General features: G+C 64.9%; 17 protein-coding genes. 9 read left to right on the top strand and 8 right to left on the bottom strand.

Translation table 11 applies throughout. The annotated features are described in order from the left end of the window. Positions 1 to 27 precede the first annotated feature (27 nt). The 3 genes from ACSQ3P_RS00505 to lysM all read right to left on the bottom strand — a co-directional run bounded on the left by ACSQ3P_RS00505 (position 28) and on the right by lysM (position 1,120). Entirely contained in the window at positions 28 to 342 is a 315-nt protein-coding gene (locus tag ACSQ3P_RS00505; RefSeq protein WP_436163759.1) for a rhodanese-like domain-containing protein, read from the bottom strand. 14 nt (positions 343 to 356) lie between these two features. After that, on the bottom strand, positions 357 to 479 hold the full coding sequence (locus ACSQ3P_RS00500; protein WP_436163758.1) for a hypothetical protein: 123 nt from the start codon (positions 477 to 479) through the stop codon (positions 357 to 359). 197 nt (positions 480 to 676) lie between these two features. Continuing rightward, positions 677 to 1,120, bottom strand: coding sequence for a peptidoglycan-binding protein LysM (gene lysM, locus ACSQ3P_RS00495; protein ID WP_310156890.1), 444 nt, complete (start codon positions 1,118 to 1,120; stop codon positions 677 to 679). Between the two features lie 245 nt (positions 1,121 to 1,365). Between lysM and ACSQ3P_RS00490 the strand changes: the two genes are divergently transcribed. The 3 genes from ACSQ3P_RS00490 (at position 1,366) to ACSQ3P_RS00480 (ending at position 4,066) form a co-directional block, all read left to right on the top strand. Then, on the top strand, positions 1,366 to 1,794 hold the full coding sequence (locus ACSQ3P_RS00490) for a GlcG/HbpS family heme-binding protein (RefSeq protein ID WP_436163757.1): 429 nt from the start codon (positions 1,366 to 1,368) through the stop codon (positions 1,792 to 1,794). A gap of 86 nt (positions 1,795 to 1,880) precedes the next feature. Further along, the gene (locus tag ACSQ3P_RS00485; RefSeq protein WP_436163756.1) at positions 1,881 to 2,846 is read left to right on the top strand and encodes an IS481 family transposase; all 966 of its coding nucleotides are present in this window, start codon (positions 1,881 to 1,883) and stop codon (positions 2,844 to 2,846) included. A gap of 164 nt (positions 2,847 to 3,010) precedes the next feature. Next, a complete protein-coding gene (locus ACSQ3P_RS00480) occupies positions 3,011 to 4,066 on the top strand; it encodes an NAD(P)/FAD-dependent oxidoreductase (protein WP_436163755.1) in 1,056 nt (351 codons plus the stop codon). Between the two features lie 99 nt (positions 4,067 to 4,165). On the opposite strand, the gene ACSQ3P_RS00475 is transcribed toward ACSQ3P_RS00480, so the two are convergent. After that, the gene (locus tag ACSQ3P_RS00475) at positions 4,166 to 6,667 is read right to left on the bottom strand and encodes a hypothetical protein (protein ID WP_436163754.1); all 2,502 of its coding nucleotides are present in this window, start codon (positions 6,665 to 6,667) and stop codon (positions 4,166 to 4,168) included. Between the two features lie 172 nt (positions 6,668 to 6,839). After that, complete coding sequence (locus tag ACSQ3P_RS00470) at positions 6,840 to 8,075, bottom strand: urate hydroxylase PuuD (RefSeq protein ID WP_436163753.1); 1,236 nt, start codon at positions 8,073 to 8,075, stop codon at positions 6,840 to 6,842. 326 nt (positions 8,076 to 8,401) lie between these two features. Between ACSQ3P_RS00470 and uraH the strand changes: the two genes are divergently transcribed. Next, positions 8,402 to 8,758: a hydroxyisourate hydrolase gene (uraH, locus tag ACSQ3P_RS00465; RefSeq protein WP_436163752.1), complete on the top strand. Its 357-nt coding sequence runs from the start codon at positions 8,402 to 8,404 to the stop codon at positions 8,756 to 8,758. A 5-nt stretch (positions 8,759 to 8,763) separates the two neighbouring features. Then, positions 8,764 to 10,185: an allantoinase PuuE gene (gene puuE, locus ACSQ3P_RS00460; RefSeq protein WP_436163751.1), complete on the top strand. Its 1,422-nt coding sequence runs from the start codon at positions 8,764 to 8,766 to the stop codon at positions 10,183 to 10,185. 166 nt (positions 10,186 to 10,351) lie between these two features. Here the strand turns inward: puuE and ACSQ3P_RS00455 are convergent, their stop codons facing one another. Next, positions 10,352 to 11,113 (bottom strand): SDR family NAD(P)-dependent oxidoreductase, encoded by a 762-nt coding sequence (locus ACSQ3P_RS00455; RefSeq protein ID WP_436163750.1) that lies wholly within the window; start codon positions 11,111 to 11,113, stop codon positions 10,352 to 10,354. A gap of 262 nt (positions 11,114 to 11,375) precedes the next feature. Here ACSQ3P_RS00455 and ACSQ3P_RS00450 point away from each other — a divergent pair, with 262 nt between their 5' ends. From ACSQ3P_RS00450 to glgX (ACSQ3P_RS00440), 3 genes are all read left to right on the top strand, one after another. Further along, positions 11,376 to 11,555, top strand: a complete 180-nt coding sequence (locus tag ACSQ3P_RS00450) for a hypothetical protein (protein WP_436163749.1) — start codon at positions 11,376 to 11,378, stop codon at positions 11,553 to 11,555. A 158-nt stretch (positions 11,556 to 11,713) separates the two neighbouring features. After that, positions 11,714 to 14,191: a glycogen/starch/alpha-glucan phosphorylase gene (locus ACSQ3P_RS00445; RefSeq protein ID WP_436163748.1), complete on the top strand. Its 2,478-nt coding sequence runs from the start codon at positions 11,714 to 11,716 to the stop codon at positions 14,189 to 14,191. 5 nt (positions 14,192 to 14,196) lie between these two features. Then, positions 14,197 to 16,197 (top strand): glycogen debranching protein GlgX, encoded by a 2,001-nt coding sequence (gene glgX, locus ACSQ3P_RS00440; RefSeq protein ID WP_436163747.1) that lies wholly within the window; start codon positions 14,197 to 14,199, stop codon positions 16,195 to 16,197. A gap of 109 nt (positions 16,198 to 16,306) precedes the next feature. Here the strand turns inward: glgX (ACSQ3P_RS00440) and glgX (ACSQ3P_RS00435) are convergent, their stop codons facing one another. After that, positions 16,307 to 18,394, bottom strand: a complete 2,088-nt coding sequence (gene glgX / locus ACSQ3P_RS00435) for a glycogen debranching protein GlgX (protein ID WP_436163746.1) — start codon at positions 18,392 to 18,394, stop codon at positions 16,307 to 16,309. Positions 18,395 to 18,616: 222 nt separating this feature from the next. Here glgX (ACSQ3P_RS00435) and glgA point away from each other — a divergent pair, with 222 nt between their 5' ends. Next, the gene (glgA, locus tag ACSQ3P_RS00430; RefSeq protein ID WP_436163745.1) at positions 18,617 to 20,149 is read left to right on the top strand and encodes a glycogen synthase GlgA; all 1,533 of its coding nucleotides are present in this window, start codon (positions 18,617 to 18,619) and stop codon (positions 20,147 to 20,149) included. 50 nt (positions 20,150 to 20,199) lie between these two features. Here the strand turns inward: glgA and ACSQ3P_RS00425 are convergent, their stop codons facing one another. Then, positions 20,200 to 20,442 carry a DUF2934 domain-containing protein gene (locus ACSQ3P_RS00425; protein WP_436163744.1) on the bottom strand — a complete coding sequence of 81 codons (243 nt, stop codon included), beginning with the start codon at positions 20,440 to 20,442 and terminating at the stop codon, positions 20,200 to 20,202. Positions 20,443 to 20,611: the final 169 nt, after the last annotated feature.

Genomic DNA, 20,611 nt, shown 5'->3' with positions numbered 1-20,611 from the left:
CCGCAGGCCGCCCGCCGGATCAAGCCTTCAGCGCTCGACCGGCCCGCCCCGCATCGCCCAATCCTTGAAGCCGCCGAGATAATGGCTGTCGATATCGAGGCCCGAGCTTTGCGCGAATTCGAGCGCGCGCAGCGAGCGCACGCCAGCGGCGCAGGAAAAGATGACGCGCTTGCCGGGCTCGTCGGGAATGGCGGCGGGGTCGAATTGCGAGAGCGGCAGCGAGGTCGAGCCGGGAATATGACCGGCCGCGAATTCATGCGGCTCGCGCACATCGACCACCAGGATCGAGCCATCCGCAAGTCCGGCCTTGACGGCGTCGATATCGAGATCCTTCACGATCAAGGCGCATCTCCAGCTCAATCCAGCAGATTTACCAGATAGAGCGTGAGCGCTGGAATTGCCACCACGATGCCGAGCCGGATCAAGCCTCGGATCAATTCGCCAACGATTGGATCTTCATCAAGCAGCTTGGCACGCATCGATCTGGTACAAGCGGAGCTTGGCGATCACCGCTCGAATGCGCGGCCGCTACGATCCGCGCATATCCCCATGCAGGAGATGGTGGAGAGTACGTCGCAAACAGGGCGCCTGCGGCCGCTCGGGGCCTGTCTTGCGGCTGCGCCCGGAGGGACGCAGCCTGTCTTGGGATCCGTTGCCGGATCGCGCAGAGCCGCGCTCAGGCCTTCGCCGGAATCCGCAGCACCCAGCCCGGCTGGATCAGGTCGGGATTTTTCACCGGCGGCGTGTTGGCCTTGACGATGTCGGTGTATTTGGCGCCCTGGCCCTTGCCGTAATGCTCTTCGGCGATCTTCCAGAGCGTGTCGCCCTTCTTGACCGTGTAGAACACGGCAGCGGCGGCTTCCTTGGTCACCGCGAGATCGGATTCGACCGAGGCAACTCCGGTCGTGTTCCCCAGCGCCAGGATGATCTTCTCGGCCTGCTCGGTCGAAACCGCCTTGCCCGAGACCTTCACCTTATCGCCATCGATCGAGATCGCGACGTCGGACGGCAAGCCATGACCGGCCAGCTCTTTCTGCAACTCGTCCGCCGTGGCGGCCTTGGCTGGGCTCGAGCCGAAAATTTTCGCGCCCGCATCCTTGATGAAACTGAACAGACCCATGAGGCTTCTCCATCTGTTGGGGGGCATATCAAGCCCTCTCAGCATGATAAGTTCAAGACAGACGTTGCATTTTTGCGCGAACACAACTCTTCCTTGCGTCACCTGACAGGCCCTTTTCGGCACAACTGCTCTGACGCGGCGGCCTCTTCCCCCCGCAATGACGCGCTGGCACAAGCGCCCCAGAACACCAGCCCCAAGACACCAGCCTCAAGACACCAGCCCCAAGACACCAACGGAGTTCACCGATGCTGACGCTCGCCCAGGCCCAGACCATTCTCGCAGCCGCCCTTAGCTATGCCGAAAAGGGTGGGTTCAAGCCGCTCACCATCGCAGTTCTCGACGCGCGCGGCGCGCAGAAGGTCTTCGCGGCGCAGGACGGCACCAGCCTGAAGCGCGGCGAGATCGCCCTTGGCAAGGCCCATGGCTCGGTCGCAATGGGCCTCGGCTCGCGCGCGCTCCACAAGATGGCGCAGGAGCGGCCCTATTTCATCGAGGCGGCGACGCATGCGGTCGGCGGCTCGCTCGTGCCCGTGCCCGGCGGCGTGCTGATCCGCGACACGAACAACATGCTGCTCGGCGCGGTCGGCGTCTCCGGCGACACCTCGGACAATGACGAAGCGGCCGCCCTCGCCGGAATCACCGCTGCCGGCCTCAGGGCTGACACTGGCGCCTAGATGTGAGCTCTCAATAGGTTGTCCATCCGGTCCCGAGCGAGGAAGCTGAGGTTGCGAAGCTTCAGTATCCCTCGGGGAGGAACCGGATGAACATCCACAAGAATGCCCGTCTGACGCGGCTGGGTCGAGAGCGGATTGTGCGCTTGGCGTCTGCTGGCTCGGCATCTGCTGTGATCGCCAGCGCGGTTGGTGTCAGCCTGAAGACGGTCCATAAATGGATCGCACGCTTCGCCACCGAGGGCGTGGCTGGGCTGGCGGATCGCTCGTCGCGTCCGCACCGGCTGCATCGCCCGACGCCTGCCAGCCAGGCCGAGCAGATCATCGCGCTGCGTCGCCAGCGCCTGAGCGGTCAGGCCATTGCCAAGCAGGTCGGCGTCTCACCGGCGACGGTGAGCCGGATCCTGCGGCGGGCGCGATTGAGCCGGATGCGAGACCTCGAACCGGCCGAGCCGGTGCGCCGTTACGAGCGCGCCCATCCCGGCGAGTTGATCCACATCGACATCAAGAAGCTCGGCCGCATCGACGGTGTCGGCCACCGCATCACCGGGGACCGGACCCGCCAGAGCAACCGGCGTGGACGCGGCGAAGGTCTCGGCTGGGAGTTCGCCCATGTCTGCATCGACGATGCCTCGCGGCTCGCCTTCGTCGAGATGAAGCCCGACGAGAAGGCCATAAGCGCGGTCGCTTTCCTCAGGGCGGCGGTGGCCTATTACGAACGCCTCGGCGTCACCGTCACCCGCGTCATGACCGACAACGGCTCATGCTACAAAGCCTTCGCCTTCCGCGATGCCTGCCGCGATCTCGGCCTGCGACACATCAGGACCAAGCCCTACACGCCCAAGACCAACGGCAAGGCCGAGCGCTTCATCCAGACCGCTCTGCGCGAATGGGCCTATGCCAGGCCCTATGACCACTCAGACCGCCGAACCGAAGAGCTGCCGCGCTGGCTCCACCACTACAATTGGCATCGACCACATGGCGGCATCCAGGCCAAAACCCCAATCAGCAGACTCGCTCTCGACGAGGACAACCTGTTGAGGCTCCACACCTAGAGCACGCGCCGATCAGGTCGATCCGACCTGATCGGATCCGGCTCTAGTCTCTGCCTGAAAACACGCGCGAACCCGAAAACACTTGCCAGACGCCGCGCGAGGCATCATGTCACGCGCGGCGCTGTTCGGTTTGCAGAATTTTTGAACGTTTCAAAGGAAATGAGATGAGCGACGTGGCCGTTCCCGGTGAGGTCATCACCACGGATGTCGTGATAGTCGGCGCGGGTCCGTGCGGGTTGTTTGCGGTGTTCGAGCTGGGTTTGCTCGACATCAAGGCGCATCTGGTCGACATCCTGCCCAAGGTCGGCGGGCAATGCGCCGAGCTCTATCCGGAGAAGCCGATCTACGACATTCCCGGCTTCCCGATCGTCACCGGCCAGGGCCTGGTCGACAACCTCGTCGAGCAGATCAAGCCCTTCGGCCCGACCTTCCACTTGAACCAGATGATCGAGGCGCTGGAGCCGATCGGCACGACTGAGGCCCCGCGCTTCCGCGTCACCACCGATGCCGGCACCGTGTTCGAGACCAAGACCGTCGTCGTCGCCGCCGGCGGCGGCTCGTTCCAGCCCAAGAAGCCGCCGATCCCCGGCATCGAGGCCTATGAGGGCAACTCGGTGTTCTATGCCGTGCGCAAGATGGAGGCCTTCCGCGGCCGCGACATCCTGATCGTCGGCGGCGGTGACTCGGCACTCGACTGGACGCTCAACCTGCAGCCCATCGCCAGGCGCGTCACGCTGATGCATCGCCGCGACGATTTCCGCGCCGCGCCCCATTCGGTCGAACAGATGCGCGCGCTCGTCGCTTCCGGCCAGATGGACATGAAGCTCGGCCAGGTCACCGGCCTCAAGGGCGAGGGCTCGGCGCTCCAGGCTGCGATCTGCCGTGACAGCGAAGGTCAGACCTTCGAGATCGCCTGCGATACGCTCCTGCCCTTCTTCGGGCTGACCATGAAGCTCGGGCCGATCGCCGATTGGGGCCTGAACCTCCACGAGAACCTGATCCCGGCCGACACCGAGAAATTCGAGACGAGCACACCCGGCATCTTCGCCATCGGCGACATCAACACCTATCCCGGCAAGCTCAAGCTCATCCTGTCGGGCTTCCATGAGGCAGCACTCGCCGCCCAAAAGGTCCATCGCTACGTCTATCCCGACAAGCGGCTGACCTTCCAGTACACGACCTCCTCCACATCCCTCCAGAAAAAGCTCGGAGTCGCGTGAGCGGACGACGGACGGGGCCACGCGCCCCATCTCTCATCTACAGAGTGAGAGCAGGCTGCGAAAAACCGGTTTCCACTTTTTCGCAGCCTGCTCTCGCGTTCAGTACTCCCGCGTCGAGGACATGTGCGAGCGCTCGCCAATCTGAGGCTGCGGCACCGAACCGAGACGCAGCGTCTCCAGCGTCGCGCGTGACGGAGTCGCCAGCGCAGGCTGGAAGCGACCAGCGGCATCTCCGGACGCGACCTGCGGCTGCAGCGGCCCGGGCACCGGCAGATCGTCCTCGATATCGCGCGGCGGATCGACGCGATCTCGGAACTCGGCCAGCGCGCCTTCGATCGGATGGAAGCTGAAACGGACCTTATGCGTCCCCGCCGGCACCTGCACGGCGCGGAACAGCACATTCGCCTTCAGGATCTCGGTATCGACACCATCGACCTGCGCCTGCCACCAGGGATGCCAGATGTCGTTGAGCACGACGAACCCGGCTTGTGTCGCCGTGACCTCGATCTCGATCTCGGTGTTCTGGTAGCGACCAAGCTTGACCTCGGCCTGGGCCGTGCTCGGCCCTTCCGGCAACGCATCGGGCGGCTCGGAATCGAGCAGCACGGCCTGATGCGGATCGACATCCGGCCAGCGCCCGCCAGCCTTCATGCCGTCGAAATCGGCCATCTGCCAGCCACCGACGAACATCACACGCGGCAGCGCGCGGGGGTTCTCGTAAATGTACCCCTCCTTGGTGCGCGCGACGAGCTTGAGGTCGCCGTCATGCAGCTTGTAGTCGACCTGGCCGATCGGCACCGGCGTCGCGATGTAGCGCAGGCCGAGCAGATCGGCCAGGCGGCAGCGATAGGACGGGAAAAGCGGCGTGAACTTGCGCTCTTTCGGGTCGCCGATCGAATCGCGCGTACCGACGGCGTCGGAGAAATCAGCGAGCCGCAAGGGATTGTAGCCCAGCGTATGGTCGAAGCCGTGCACCATGCCGACATTAGGCCATTCGAAGCCCATGCCGAGCAGCTCGACCCGGTCGCGGCGCGGCGAGCCCGTGGGCTGGGCGACGAGCCGCTTCAACGCCCGGACGGTCTCGTTTTGCGTGTCGGGACGCAGCACGTCATAAAGGTCGGGCGACAATGCGGTCGATTCATTGGGGCCGTTGTTGCGGCCGAGATCGGCGCCGATGACGCCCGTGACCAGGACGGCCGCGGCAAGCGGGCCGATGCCATTGCGCCAGCGCATCAGGACGCCCACCACCAGCAGCGACGCGCCAAACCATCCCACGGCGGAGGCTGCGGGCCACCAGGCATCGCGCAGATGCTGCTCATCGGCCGAGACCACGAGCGCCAGCACGATCACCGCCGCGACGACCCCAGCCCCGATCGCGAAATCGCGCTTCAACGAGCCCAGATTCTCCTCCGACAGCAGGCGGTGCAGCACATAGCCCGCGAGGATGGCGCCGAGCCCACCGATCAGGAAGGTCGAATCCGCCGGCCTGCGAAAGGCCTTCACGCCCGGCAGATAGTCGTAGAACAGGTGGAAGGCCGGCGTGTAGCGGCCAAGCGCGAACAGCACCATGAAGAGGAAGAGCAGGCTGAACGGCCGGGCGGCCTTGTCCCAGAGCCAGCCTCGCGTCAGGCCGGGCGCGATCAGCAGGAGCAGCGGCAACGCGCCGATATAGACCTGTCCCATGTTCTGCGACAGGAACAGCTCCTTGGCATTCCAGGCGGGGCTGTAAGGGCCCCAGAAATCGACCGCCGGATCGCGCGCGCCGAACAGATCCGCGACGAAGGCGGTCAGCAGCGAGGCGGGATGCAGCGAGCCGCGGCCTGCCTCGACGAAATCGATTTCCGGTCGCGTCGTCGCTTCGGCGAAGAGCCAGGTCCAGAGCAACGGCATGGCGATGGTCAGGATGCCGGCCAGGCTCGCCACCGTGATCGGCGCAAGGCTGGTGCGGACAGCCGCCCAGCCGCCCGAGAGCCAATGCGCCAAGACCATGCCGATCAGCACATAGGCGCCGAGCATCGCGACCTGGTCCGGCTCCAGCACCATCATGCCGCCGGCGAGGCCAGCGAGCGCGCCGGAGACCAGCGAGGAGCGTTGCAGCATGCGCGCCGTCAGCCAGAAGGCGATGGCGAAGAAGGCAAGGCTCGCAATCTGCCCGACATGCTGCACGCGCCACGCGGCCGAGGCGCCGAAAGCGAATACGATCGCCGCGAGCAGGCCGCCGGCGGGGTGCCATTTACGGTCGCGGAAGAACATCAGCAGGGCAAGGCCACCCGCAAGCAGATGCGCCAGCACATAGGCATCGACCTCGCGGAAGCTCGGCGACGATGTCAACAAAGCGAGCAGGATCGCGGGCGAAAAGATCAGCGATTGCGGATCGGCGACCTGGGGGGAGCCACCGAAGACATTATGCGTCCAGAACGGCGACTGGCCGCTGTGCAGCGCCTGCGCCAGGAACTGGATCTGCGCCTGGAAATGCGCCTTGGCGTCGAACGGAATCGTGACGGAACCTGAAAGCCATGGCCAGCACAGGATCACCCAGACACAAACAAAACCCACGGCCGCCAGCCGATAGCTGACGCCCTTCTTCAGAAAAGTGTTCAAGCGGACCCCCCGGCCCCCTCAGTACTGGACGATCCCGGAGTCGGAACCAGCCTCCATTCTGTCAGTGCCGGAGAAAATGCAGTGGTCGATGTGAACCGAAACTGAATGAAATCGGCGAGGCGTTCAGCTTCCACACGACAAGGTCAAGGCTTGGTGAGCGTCTTCATCCGTTTCAGCGGGTATTCCCGAGCCAGGCGGCCAGCACCCGGCGTTCATCCGGGGTCATGCCGGAGAGATTATTGGGCGGCATCGCATGCGTCATCACCGCTTGCACCCTGATGGCGCGGGCATGGGTGGCGATGAGTTCCGGCTCGTGCAGCAGCACCCCCTTGGGCGCGATCTGGATACCGGGCCAGGACGGCTCCGGCGCATGGCACATGGCGCAGCGCCCGCTGACGATGGTGCTGATCTCAACCGGCGGCAACGCCATTCCCGCCAGCAAGACGGGCTTGGCCGCAGCGAGCGGTGAAAGCCCCAGCCGCTCGCGCCCGCCCGGTGAGGACGCCATCGCGAGCCAGAAGGCGAGCCAGAGCGTCAGGATCGCGACGCCCCAGCACCACCAGGGCGACTTCGCATGGTCGGCGTGGCGGAGATTGTAGAAATGCCGGATCAGCGCGCCCGCGACGATGATCAGCGCCACCAGCGCCGGGATCACCGCCGAATTGGCGTAGGTCACCGGATAATGGTTCGACAGCATCAGGAACAGCACCGGCAGGGTGATGTAGTTGTTGTGCGTCGAGCGCTGCTTGGCTGCCTTGCCGTATTTCGGATCGGGCTTTTCGCCCGCCGTCAGCGCCGCGATCACCTTGCGCTGGCCCGGCATGATGTTGAAGAAGACATTGGCGGTCATGATCGTCGCCATCAGCGCGCCGGTATGGATCAATGCGCCGCGCCCGGAAAAGACGCTGGCGAAGGCCCAGCTCGCGGCGACGACATAGCCGAAGCCGAAGAGCCCGAGCAGCACATCGTTCCGGCCCAAAGGCGATTTGCATAGGAAGTCGTAGAACAGCCAGCCCAGGGCCAGCGCCGCGATGCCGATCGCGCCCGCCGCGAGCGGCGACAACGCCATCACCGCCGGATCGATCAGATAGAGCTCCGACTGCGCATAATAGACCCAGACCAGCAGGAAGAAGCCCGAGATCCAGGTCCAGTAGCTCTGCCATTTATGCCAGGTCAGCTCGGCCGGCATCACGGCGGGAGCAACCAGGTATTTGCGCATCTCGTAGAAGCCGCCGCCATGGACCTGCCAGGCGCGCCCGCCCTCGCCTGGAGGAATGTCCGCCGCAGGCCTCAAGCTGGCGTCGAGATGGATAAAGAAGAAGGACGAGCCGATCCAGGCGATCGCCGTGATCACATGCAGCCAGCGCAGCAGCATGCTGCCCCATTCCATGAGATAGGCGTCAAGCATCCCCCGCCGCCCTTCCCTTCTCCCCTTGCGGGAGAAGGTGGCGCGCAGCGCCGGATGAGGGGTCGCGCCGCGCTTGCCGGCTTGTCGTCTCGCGAAGGCCGCGATTGGAAAGGGCAGTGCGCCCCCTCACCCCAACCCTCTCCCGCGGGGGGAGAGGGGGCAGGTCGCGGTCCCCGCATGACATGATCGCCCTGGTCGCGAATGCGAGCGATTGACAGGGCCGAATCCGGGGTGGAACTCTCATGATGCGTCCAGACTAGGGTTGGCCTTTTCACGAAGGCAAGCTTCGTTCCGAGCCGCGCGCATCCGCAAAGGTATCATGACGAATGGGACGCCTCTCCACCCATGTACTGGACACGGTCAACGGCAGGCCGGCGCCGGGCGTGGCGATCACGCTCGACCGCCTGCTGCCGGATGGTTCCCGCCACCGCCTCGTCGAGACCCGGACCAATGCCGATGGCCGCACCGATGCGCCTCTCCTGAGCGGAGACGGGCTGACCACCGGCACCTATGAGCTGAGCTTCGCGATCGGCGCCTATTTCCGCACACTGAGCACAGCCCTGCCCGAGCCCGCCTTCCTCGACATCGTGCCGCTGCGTTTCGGCATCGCCGACGCGCAAGGCCATTATCACGTCCCGCTCCTGGCCTCGCCCTGGAGCTATTCAACCTATCGCGGCAGCTGAACCTCATGACCGACACCGCCTATCCGCGCGACCTCAAGGGCTATGGCCGCGACGCCCCCAATCCGCATTGGCCGGGCCAGGCCCGCATCGCCGTCCAGTTCGTGATCAATTACGAGGAGGGCGGCGAGAACAACATCCTGCATGGCGACGCGGCCTCGGAGGCCTTCCTGTCCGAGATCGTCGGCGCGGCGCCATGGCCCGGCCAGCGCCACATGAACATGGAGTCGATCTACGAATACGGCTCGCGCGCCGGCTATTGGCGGCTCTGGCGCATGTTCACCGAACGGAAGATGCCGGTCACCGTCTTCGCGGTGGCGAGCGCGCTTGCGCGCTATCCCGAGATCGTCGCCTCGATGCAGGAGGCCCATTGGGAGATCGCGACCCATGGCCTGAAATGGATCGACTATCGCGATGTGCCCGCCGAGCGCGAACGCGCTGACATTCTCGAAGCCATCCGCATCCAGACCGAACTCACCGGCGAGCGCCCGCTCGGCTGCTATCAGGGCCGCACCTCGCAGAACACGATTCCGCTCACCATGGCGGAAGGCGGCTTTCTCTACACGGCCGATATCTATGCCGACGAATTGCCCTATTGGCTCGCCGGCCCGAGCGGCCCGCAGCTCGCCGTGCCCTATACGCTCGACGCCAACGACATGCGCTTCGCCACGCCGCAGGGCTTCAATGCCGGCGACCAGTTCTTCGCCTATCTGAAGGACTCGTTCGACACGCTTTATGCAGAGGGCGAGACGGCGCCCAAGATGATGTCGGTCGGGCTGCATTGCCGGCTCGTCGGCCGGCCCGGACGCGCCGCGGCGCTGGCGCGCTTCCTCGACTATGTTCAGAGCCATGATCGCGTCTGGGTCGCAACAAGGCTCGAGATCGCTCGGCACTGGATCAGGCATCACCCGCCTGCAGGCGATTATGTGCCCTCGAAACTGCCCAAGGCGCTCTTCGTCGAGGTCTTTGGCCGGGTCTGGGAGCATTCGCCCTGGGTCGCGGCAGCCACCCATGACGCCGGCCTGGCCGCGGGCGAGGACAGCGCCGCCGGCCTGCATGCGGCGATGGCAAAAGCGATGCGCGCCGGCTCGCGCGACCAGCAGAAGGCGCTCCTGCTCGCCCATCCCGACCTTGCCGGCAAGCTCACAGCTGCAGGCGAATTGACGCCGGAATCGAGCCAGGAACAGGCCTCCGCCGGGCTCGACCGATTGACCAGCGACGAGCGCGTTCGCTTCACCGCATTGAACGAGGCCTACAAGGCCCGCTTCAGCATCCCCTTCATCATCGCCGTGAAGGGGATGGGCAAGGACGAGATTGTCGCGGCTTTCGAAGCGCGCCTGAAAAGTTCGCCTGAACAGGAATTCGAAACAGCGCTGGGTCAGGTCGAGACGATCGCGCTGCTGCGGCTGAGGGAGTTGCTGCCGGTTTAGTCGAGGAGCCACCCCGTCATTCCAGGGCTTCGCGCAGCGAAGAACCTGGAACCCAGAGCCGATACCGGTTCTCCATAATGCACTCACATGATGCGCTTCACGGATCGAGCGCATCGGTTCTGGGTTCCGGGCTCGATCCTTCGGATCGCCCCGGAAAGACGGAGAGTTACAGTCCGCTGACCAGATGCCCGCCATCGACAGCGATAACCGACCCGGTCATGAAGCGCGAGGCATCGGCGCAGAGCAGCAACAGCGCTCCGTCGAGATCGCCGAGATCGGCGGCGCGGCGCATCGGGATGCGCTTGATCAGCGCTTGCCCCGGCTCGGTCTCGAAGAAATCGCGGTTGAGATCGGTGATGACATAGCCCGGCGCCAGCGCATTCACCCGGACCTTGTGGCGCGCCCATTCCAGCGCCAACGCCTTGGTAAGCTGGATCAGGCCGGCCTTCGCCGCCGCATAGGGCGCGACCGAGATCGCGACCCGCTCGCCCAGGATCGAGGCGATATTGACGATCGCGCCGCCGCCATCCTGCTTGGCCATGATCCGCGCCGCGGCCTGCGCGGCAAAGAAGCAGCCCTTCAGATTGACGTCGAGATGCGCGTCCCATTGCGCCTCGCTCAGATCGAGCGCGCGCTCGGGCTCGGCGACGCCGGCATTGTTGATCAGCACGTCGAGCCCGCCCATCGCCGCACTCGCCTCGGCAAGCCCGGCCTCGATCGCAGCGACGGAAGCGACATCCAAGGCGAGCGGCCTTACCGTGCCGGGAAGGCCTTCGCAGGCTCGCGCCAGCGCGCTCAACCGGTCGAGCCGTCGTGCTGCCGCGACGACCTCGGCGCCCTGCCCCGCCAGCAGCGCGACGAAATGCGCGCCCAAGCCCGACGACGCGCCCGTCACCAGCACGCGCTTGCCCCTCAGATCCTCGAACATGCCGGTTCCCTGTTTCCTTCCCGCAGCGAGGGGACACCGCGAAGCCGGGCGGGTCAATCGGCTAGAGTGTTTTCGAGCGAAGTGGATACCGATTCCCTCGCGACAAACGCGAAGCGTTTGCGCGGGGAAAACGCGTTAAAACAAAAGATTAGAGCAATTGAACGATCCAATTGGATCGTTCAATTGCTCTCGCGGACGCCCCGGAAAGGAACCCTCCTGGCCGGGGCGCGTTGATTGGACTGGGTGGACATGGGAGGGATAGATGTTTCGTCTTCTTTTGATCATCGCGGTGCTCGCGATCGGCTATGACGCGGTCGTGCATCAGGGCGCCTATACGCGTAGCGCCTGGACCAGCATCGTCGGCCTCGCCGATTCAGCGGTGACCAACGCCAAGAACATGAGCGGGACAGCGCGCGAGGAACCCCGCAGCCAGACCAACTGAGCGGACGCGCATCCGCGAAAGCCGGCAGCCGGACGGTCGCCGGCTTTCATCCGTCTGGCCGAGCCCCCGCGAAAGATGCTGCAGTGCGGTGGTTTCGGCTGGACTTGATCGGGCGTTGCCTCGACACTCGCGGCAGCGAAACAGCCGGGGTTCCACGCTTGACCGAAACAGCCTCCGAAGCAAGGCCGGCATCCGCCGCTGAATCGAAAGATCTGGTCGAAACGCTGAAAGCCGAGATCGTCAGGAAGCTGACCTATTCGCTCGGCAAGAACCCCTCCGTCGCGCAGCCGCATGATTGGGTAACCGCGGTCATCCTCGCCGTGCGCGACCATGTCGTCGATGTCTGGCAACGCTCGACCCATGAGAGCTACCAGACCGGGCGCAAGCGGGTTTACTATCTCTCGCTCGAATTCCTGATCGGCCGTTCGCTCGCCGACGCGCTGAACAATCTCGGCCTCACCGGCCCGGTGGCGCAGGCCATGGCCGATCTCGGCGTCGATCTCGGCGCGATCGAGACGATCGAGCCCGATGCGGCGCTGGGCAATGGCGGCCTGGGGCGTCTTGCCGCCTGCTATCTTGAGGCCATGGCTTCAACCGGCGTTCCCGCGCTCGGCTACGGCATCCGTTACGACCACGGCCTGTTCAAGCAGGTGATCGATGGGGGCAAGCAGGTCGAGGTGCCCGAGGACTGGCTCTCCTTCCGCAACCCATGGGAGTTCGAACGCCGCGAAAGCGCCTATCAGATCGGCTTCGGCGGCTCGGTCTCCGGTACGGAGAAACCGGGAGAGGTCGTCTGGGAGCCGGAAGAGACGGTCTTCGCCGTCGCCTATGACACACCGATTATCGGCTGGCGCGGCCGCGACGCCACCACGTTGCGGCTCTGGCGCGCCCGCGCCATGCACCCGCTGAAACTCGACGCCTTCAACCAGGGCGACCTCATAGGGGCCGTCGCCGAGCGAAACCGCGCCGAGGCGATATCCAAGGTTCTGTATCCGAACGACTCGACGCCGGCCGGACAGGAATTGCGCCTGCGCCAGGAGTTCTTCTTCACCTCCGCCTCGCTGCAGGACCTTGTGCGCCGGCACTACCGCCAGTTCGGCAAGCTCGACAACCTGCCCGACAAGGCCGCGATCCAGCTCAACGACACGCATCCGGCGCTCGCCGTCGCCGAACTGATGCGCCTCCTGATAGACGAGCGCGGCTTCGCCTGGGAGGACGCCTGGGCCATCACTAACGGCACAATCTCCTACACCAACCACACCCTCCTGCCCGAGGCGCTGGAGACTTGGCCAGTCGCGCTGATGGAGCGGCTCTTGCCGCGCCACATGCAGATCATCTTCGGCATCAATGCGCGCTTCCTCGACGGCGTACGCCGCTCGACAGGCGGCGATAAGGTCGAGCTTTCGACGGTCTCGCTGATCGACGAATCCCATGGCCGGCGCGTGCGGATGGCCCATCTCGCCTTCGTCGGCTCGCATACAGTCAACGGCGTCTCGGCCCTGCATTCGCGCTTGATGCAGGAAACGGTCTTCGCGCCGCTCCACGCCATCTTCCCCGACCGCATCACCAACGTCACCAACGGCATCACGCCGCGGCGCTGGCTGCTCAGCGCCAATCCGGGCCTGACCAAGCTGCTGCAGGATGTCTGCGGTCCAGGCGTGAGCGACGACATCACCCAGATCCATAAGCTCGCGGCCCATGCCGGAGATACCGCCCTGCATGAGCGCCTGGTCGAAATCCGCCGCCAGAACAAACTGAAGCTGGCGCAGGTAATCCGCCAAGAGACCGGCGTCGTGGTCGATCCTGCGGCGCTGTTCGACGTGCAGATCAAGCGCATCCACGAATACAAGCGCCAGCTGCTCAACATCCTGGAGACGATCGCGCTCTATGACGCGATCCGCTCCGAGCCCTATCGCGACTGGGCACCGCGCGTGAAGATCTTCGCCGGCAAGGCCGCCTCGAACTACGGCACGGCGAAAGCGATCATCAACCTGATCAACGACGTCGCGAATGTGGTGAACAACGACATCACCACCCGCGACCGGCTCAAGGTCGTGTTCCTGCCGAACTACAATGTCAGCGCGGCCGAGATCATCATTCCCGCCGCTGATCTCTCCGAGCAGATCTCGACTGCCGGCATGGAGGCATCGGGCACAGGCAACATGAAGTTCGCGCTCAACGGCGCGCTGACCATCGGCACGCTCGACGGCGCCAATATCGAGATCGGCGAGCGCGTCGGCGCCAACAATATCATCATCTTCGGCATGACCGCGGAAGAGGTCGAGGCCGCCAAGCGCAATCCACGCCCGACCGAGGAGGTCATCCGCTCCACCCCGCATCTCGAAGGCGTGCTCGACGCCGTCGCCGGCGGCGCCTATTCGCCACGCGAGCGCGACCGCTATCAGGGCCTCGTCGCGGGCCTGCGCGCCAATGACTGGTTCATGGTGTTGAACGATTTCGAGAGCTATCGCCAGGCGCAGCGCCGCGTCGATACGCTCTGGGCCGACCAGGCGGGCTGGTGGAAGAGCTCCGTCATCAACACCGCTCATTGCGGCTGGTTCAGCGCCGACCGCTCGATCCGCGAATATGCCGAGCGCATCTGGCATGTGCCGGCGCGCCCGGCACCGCAAGGCTGACCCGCTTGGCCGACGCCTGGCGGATCGCGCCCTGCGCCCTGCCGGTGCGGATGGGCGCGAACATCACGCGGCACGGCGTCGCGTTCGCGGTGTTCTCGCGCAATGGCGACAGCGTTCAGCTCTGCCTGTTCGACGATGCCGGCGAGCGCGAGATCGCCCGCCTGCCCCTGCCCTGCCGCAGCGGCGATATCCATCACGGCCTGCTGCCGGGCGCGAAACCCGGCCTGCGCTATGGCCTGCGTGTCGAAGGGCCCTGGCAGCCCGAACGCGGCCACCGCTTCGATGCGACCAAGCTGCTGGTCGATCCCTATGCGACGCTGATCGGTCGGCCCTTTCGCTGGGATCCCGCCTTGGCGGCTCCGCCCTCGGCCGGGGCAGATACGGCTGCACTCGTGCCGCGCTGCATCGTCGTGGGAACCGAGCCAGCCCAGATCAGGTCGGGCCGGGAGCAGACGCCCGCCTTCATCTACGAACTCGGCGTCAAATCCTTCACGATGCGCCATCCCGGTGTCCCGCAGCCTCTGCGTGGAACGCTCGCGGCGCTCACCGCCGAACCTGTCCTCGCCCATCTGCAACGGCTCGGTGTCAGCCATGTCGAATTGATGCCGGTTGCAGCCTGGATGGATGAGCGCCATCTGCCGCCGCTCGGGCTGAGCAATGCCTGGGGCTACAACCCGGTCAATTTCTTCGCGCTCGATCCGCGCCTCGCTCCGAGCGGCGAGGCCGATCTGCGCGCGCTCTGCGCGACCTACGCCCAAGCCGGCATCGGCGTCATCCTCGACATCGTCCTCAACCACACGGCCGAGAGCGACGAGCATGGCGCGACGATCTGCCTGCGCGGCCTCGACAACGCCGTCTATTACCGTCACGCTATCGATGACCCCGGCTGCCTCGTCAACGATACCGGCTGCGGCCATACGCTGGCGCTGGACCGCGCGCCGGTCCTGCGTATGGCAACGGATGCGCTGCGGCATTGGCGGGCCTGCGGCGTTGCAGGCTTCCGCTTCGATCTCGGCACGGTGATGGGCCGCTCCGATAGCGGCTTCTCGGCCGAAGCCCCACTATTCGCCGCGCTCCTGCAGGATCCCGACCTCGCCAACGCGCTCTTGATCGCCGAGCCCTGGGACATCGGCCCCGGCGGCTATCGGCTCGGCGAATTCCCCGCTCCCTTCGCCGAATGGAACGGTCGCTATCGCGACGATGTCCGCCGCTTCTGGCGCGGCGACGCAGCTGCGGCAGGCGCGCTGGCGACGCGATTGTCAGGCTCGGCCGATCTCTTCGCCGGCCGGCATCGCGGCCCCAAGGCCAGCATCAATTTCATCGCCGCCCATGACGGCTTCACGCTCGCCGACCTCGTCGCCTACGCTGCCAAGCACAACGAGGCCAATGGCGAGGGCAACCGCGACGGCGACAATGACAGCCACAGCTGGAACAACGGCACGGAAGGCGCCAGCGACGACATAGCTGTGAAGGCCGCGCGTGACCGCGACATCCGCGCGCTGCTCGCAACTCTGTTTCTCTCGCGCGGCATTCCGATGCTGACGGCCGGCGACGAATTCGGCCGATCCCAGTTCGGCAACAACAACGCCTATGCCCAGGACAATGACAGCTTCTGGCTAGATTGGCCGAAAGCGGATCAGGAGTTGATCGCCTTCGTCGCCCGGCTGGCCGCCCTGCGCGAAGAGTACCCCCTGATCCGTGGCGAGAGCTTTCTGACGGGGCAGCCTTCGGAGGGCTCGGCGCGTCGGGACGCGACCTGGCTGCGCGCCGATGGGACGCCTCTCGCTGACGACGACTGGCGCGGCCTCGATGTTTTTGTGCTGCGGCTTACAGGTCCCAATGCCGCCGTGCTGATCGCGTTCAATCGCCGACATGAACCGGCAGTCTTTGCGCCGCCGGACGCCTTGGCGGGAAGAGCCTGGCGTCAAGTCTTCTGCAGCTCCGCTGCCGGAGACGCAGCCCAGCTGCCGCCACGCAGCATTTCGCTGTTCGCAGAGGCCTCCTGACCTACGCCGTCATTCTCGGGCGAAGCCCTCGGGTCCGATCTTCGATCGGCCCAAGGATAAACTCAGCGCCGGCCTGAGAATCTCTGAACAGATCTGCTCGGATGCTCGCTTACATCAGTACGATCAGGGACCTTGCCGAGAGTGTCAGTTCGCTCTCGGCCTTCAAGCCCTTACGTCCCTCATCCGAACCCGGTCCCGTCTCGGTGTCGAGCACAACCGACCAGGCTCCCTGCTTCACCCGCGTCGGCAACTCGAACACCACCTCGCCGTCGAAGGCATTGAACAGGATGAGCGCCTCGTCGCCGCCTTGCTCGACGTCTGGCGTGTGCATCAGGAGCCCGATGGCGCGCACGCCGTCATCGTCCCAATGCCCCTCTTGCTGGTCGCCGCCGGCCGGGTTGACCCAGCGCAGCACGCAACCGTCGCGGAAGCTGGCCCGACGGAAGATCGCGTGCTCTGCGCGCAAGCTGGTGATGCGCCGCACGAACGCGGTCAGCGCCTTGTCGCGCTCGGTTAGCTTGTCCCATTTGATCCAGGCGAGCTCGTTGTCCTGGCAGTAGACGTTGTTGTTGCCATCCTGCGAATGGCCGAGCTCGTCGCCTGCCAGGATCAGCGGCGTGCCATGCGAGAGCAGCAGGGTCGCGAGCAGATTGCGCTTCTGGCGTTCGCGCGCGGCGATGACGCTCTCGTCATCGCTCGGTCCCTCGACGCCGAAATTGAAGGACAGATTATGCCCGTGACCGTCCTTGTTGTCCTCGCCGTTCGCGTCGTTGTGCTTCTCGTTGTAGGAGACCACATCGTTCAGCGTGAAACCATCATGAGCAGTGATGAAGTTGACGCTCGACCAAGGCCTGCGCCCGCGCAGATCATAAACATCGCCCGAACCCGTCACGCGCGCCGCGAGATCGCGGATGATGCCCTCCTCGCTCTTCCAATAAGCTCGCGCGGTGTCACGATACTTGTCGTTCCACTCGGCCCAGCCGGGCGGAAAACCACCGACCTGATAACCCCCCGGCCCGATGTCCCAGGGCTCCCCGACCAGCTTGACCTTGCGCAGAACCGGATCCTGGCCCATCGCATCAAAAAAGCCGCCGCGTTGGTCGAAGCCGTGCGGCTCACGGCCTAGGATGGTGCCGAGGTCGAAGCGGAACCCGTCGACCTCCATCACCTCAGTCCAGTAGCGCAGCGAATCCAGTACCATCTGCAGCACGCGCGGATGGCTGGTGTTGACCGTGTTCCCGGTGCCGGTGTCGTTGACGTAGAAGCGCGCCTCGTCGGGCATTGTGCGATAATAGGAGAGGTTGTCGATGCCCTTGAAGGAGAGCGTCGGGCCAAGCTCGTTGCCCTCGGCCGTGTGATTGTAGACGACGTCGAGAATGACCTCGAGGCCGGCATCGTGGAATTTGCGCACCATGTCGCGGAAGGACGCCAATCCAGCCCGCCCCTCGTAGCGCTGCTCGGGCGCGAAGAAGCCGATCGTGTTGTAGCCCCAGTAATTGGTCAGGCCCTTGGCGACGAGATGGTGGTCGTCGAGATAGGCATGGACCGGCAGAAGCTCGACCGAGGTAACGCCAAGGTTCTTGATGTAGTCGACGATCGCCTGTTGCCCGAGCCCGTCGAAAGTTCCGCGCATGTCTTTGGGCACCGCCGGATGCAGCTTGGTGAAACCGCGCACATGGGTTTCGTAGAAGATCGTCCGATCCCACGGAATCAACGGCCTGGCCGGCGCCTCTGGATCGGCCAACAGATCACAGACGACGCATTTTTGCGTGAAGGGCGCGCTGTCGAGCTCGCTGAAGCTCAAATCCTGGTCGACCTCGGTGTTGACGTCATAGCCGTAATGGGCGGCATTCCAGGCGATATCGCCGGCGTATTCCCTGGCATAGGGGTCGAGCAGCAACTTGTTGGGGTTGAAACGATGGCCCTCTTCCGGCGCGAAACGGCCATGGACGCGATAGCCATAGCGTTGTCCCGGCCTCACGCCCGGCAAATAGCCGTGCCAGACTTCATTGGTATATTCCGGTAGAGTGATGCGGGCGATCTCGCTCTGCCCGCTCTCATCGAAAAGGCAAAGTTCGACGCGCTCGGCAGACGCCGAAAACAGCGCGAAATTCGTGCCGCCTCCGTCGAAGGCAGCGCCCAGATCTCCCGCCTGCCCAGCCTCGACATCAAAGCGCGCGCCATTATTGTCAGCCATGCCTGCCCCTCTTGGCGGAACAGGCGCAGCGGCGGTCGTAGCGGCAGCTGCTCCTTATCCGCCGCATCGTGCGTTACACCTGCCGCGACATCTGCAACGTCTCCGCCGCCCAAGCAGTTCCGGAGATCGGCCCGGAATTTGCATTAATTTTTTGCATTGCAACATGGAACCTTAACTTTTCCGAAGTGTTCTGAAAGCAGCGTTCAGGCAGGAATTGCGACGATGTCCGAAGTGCCTATGCAGGCCACAGTCGACACCAGTTCCGCTACCTCCGGCCACGCTTTGACCTACGCCGCGGCGGTCAAGGACGGAGCCCCCGATCCTCGTTCTGCCCTGCCGTCGGCCACCAAACTTCTCTTCGTGACCTCGGAGATGGGCGACTTCATCAAGGCCGGCGGCCTGGGCGAGGTCTCCTCGGCCCTGCCACGCCAATTGCGCGCGCTCTGCGATGTCCGCGTACTCATCCCCGGCTTCAGGAAGGTTCGTGCCGCCAAGCCGGCCATGGACATCGTCGCGCAGTTGCCGCGCACCGCGAGCCTGCCGCCCTGGTCGCTCGGCCGCTTCAACACGCCAGACGGGCTCACCATCTACGCGGTGCTCTGCGACGAGCTTTATGACCGCGAAGGCTCTCCCTATGGACCCTTCGCGGGCGGTGACTTCACCGACAACGACATCCGCTTCGCCAGGCTTTCATTGGCCGCGGCCGAGATCGCAGCCGGTGAGGCCGATCCGAACTGGAAGCCCGACATCATCCACGTCAATGACTGGCCCTCAGCCTTGGCGCCAGGCTATCTGCGCTGGAAGGGGCTCAGCACCCCCTCGATCCTGACCATCCACAACCTGGCCTATCAGGGTCTCTACCAGCCGGCTCGCATGGGCGCGCTGGGCATTCCCGACCTCGCCTTCTCGGTCAACGGCGCTGAATTCCACGGCAAGATCTCGTTCCTGAAGACCGGTATCTATTACGGCTCACATGTCACCACGGTGAGCGAGACCTATGCCCGCGAGATCACCACAGCCGAGCATGGCTGCGGCCTCGAGGGTTTGCTCAAAACGCGAATGGACGAAGGCCGCCTGACCGGCATCGTCAACGGCATCGACGATAGCTGGGCCTCGCCGATCGCCGGCGAAAAGACGCCTACGCGTTTGATCCGTCAGTGGAAACAGAAGAACGCGACCGATATCCGCCAGACCTTCGATCTGCCGCAATCGCGCGGTCCGCTGTTTTCGATCATCTCCCGCCTCGTCCACCAGAAAGGCATCGATCTGTCGATCGAGGCAGCCGAGACCATCGTCGCCAATGGCGGCCAGCTCATCGTCACCGGCCGCGGCGAGCCACGATTGGAGGATGCGATCGAGCGGCTCGCCCGGCAGAATCCGCAAGCCATCGCCGCCCGCATCGGCTTCGACGATGCCGAGGCGCGGCGCATCTTCGCTGCCAGCGATTTCCTGCTGATGCCGTCGCGCTTCGAGCCTTGCGGGCTGAGCCAGATGTACGCTCAGCGCTTCGGCACGCTACCGATCGCCTACCGCACCGGGGGATTGGTCGACACCATCGAGGACGGGCTCTCCGGCTTCCTGTTCTCCTCGCCGACCGGCGCCGGGCTGACCTCGGCGGTGACGCGTGCCTTGCAGGCGTTCAAGACGAAGCGGGCCTTCAAGCAGATGCGCGAGCACGCCATGGCCAAGCGCTTCGACTGGGCCCGCCCGACCCATCGTTATGCCGATGTCTATGCCAGGGCGCTCGCGGCTTGAATTCGCCCGCTTTTTTGCTCGCCGGCCACAGGACTACCGCGCTTTCTCGCTCAGCCCTTCCTGACGGGCGCAGCCTTGGTTGCGGCCGTCTTGGCGGGTGGCGCTGCTTTGGCCGAGGCCTTTGCGACGGAGACGGGCGCCTTGCCCTTGGCTATGAGCTTGGCTTTCGCAGCCGCGCTCGCGGCGACGCGCGCTTCGGCCTGCTGCCAATGCGCCAGATCGCGCCCCTCGGGCTTTCCCTCCGCCTCCCAGATCGCATAGGCGGTGTCACGAACGATCTGTTCTCGGCTCATCGCATTTCTCCCTTTCACACGCCGCCCGCGCCGTGTGACAACCGCAATTGTAAAGCTTGGTTCCATGTCCAGCGCGGCACCGAACACAATCTCCCCGGCGCGGAACGCAACGTGACTCTGTTGCGTTGCATCATCGAGAATTCCGCGCCGTCAGCGGGGTTCGATTCAC

The sequence above is a fragment of the Allobosea sp. LjRoot9 genome, assembly GCF_964252745.1.
Lineage (GTDB): Bacteria > Pseudomonadota > Alphaproteobacteria > Rhizobiales > Beijerinckiaceae > Allobosea.
The sequence above is the reverse complement of the archived record's forward strand: the minus strand, read 5'-3'. Positions and strand labels throughout refer to the sequence as shown.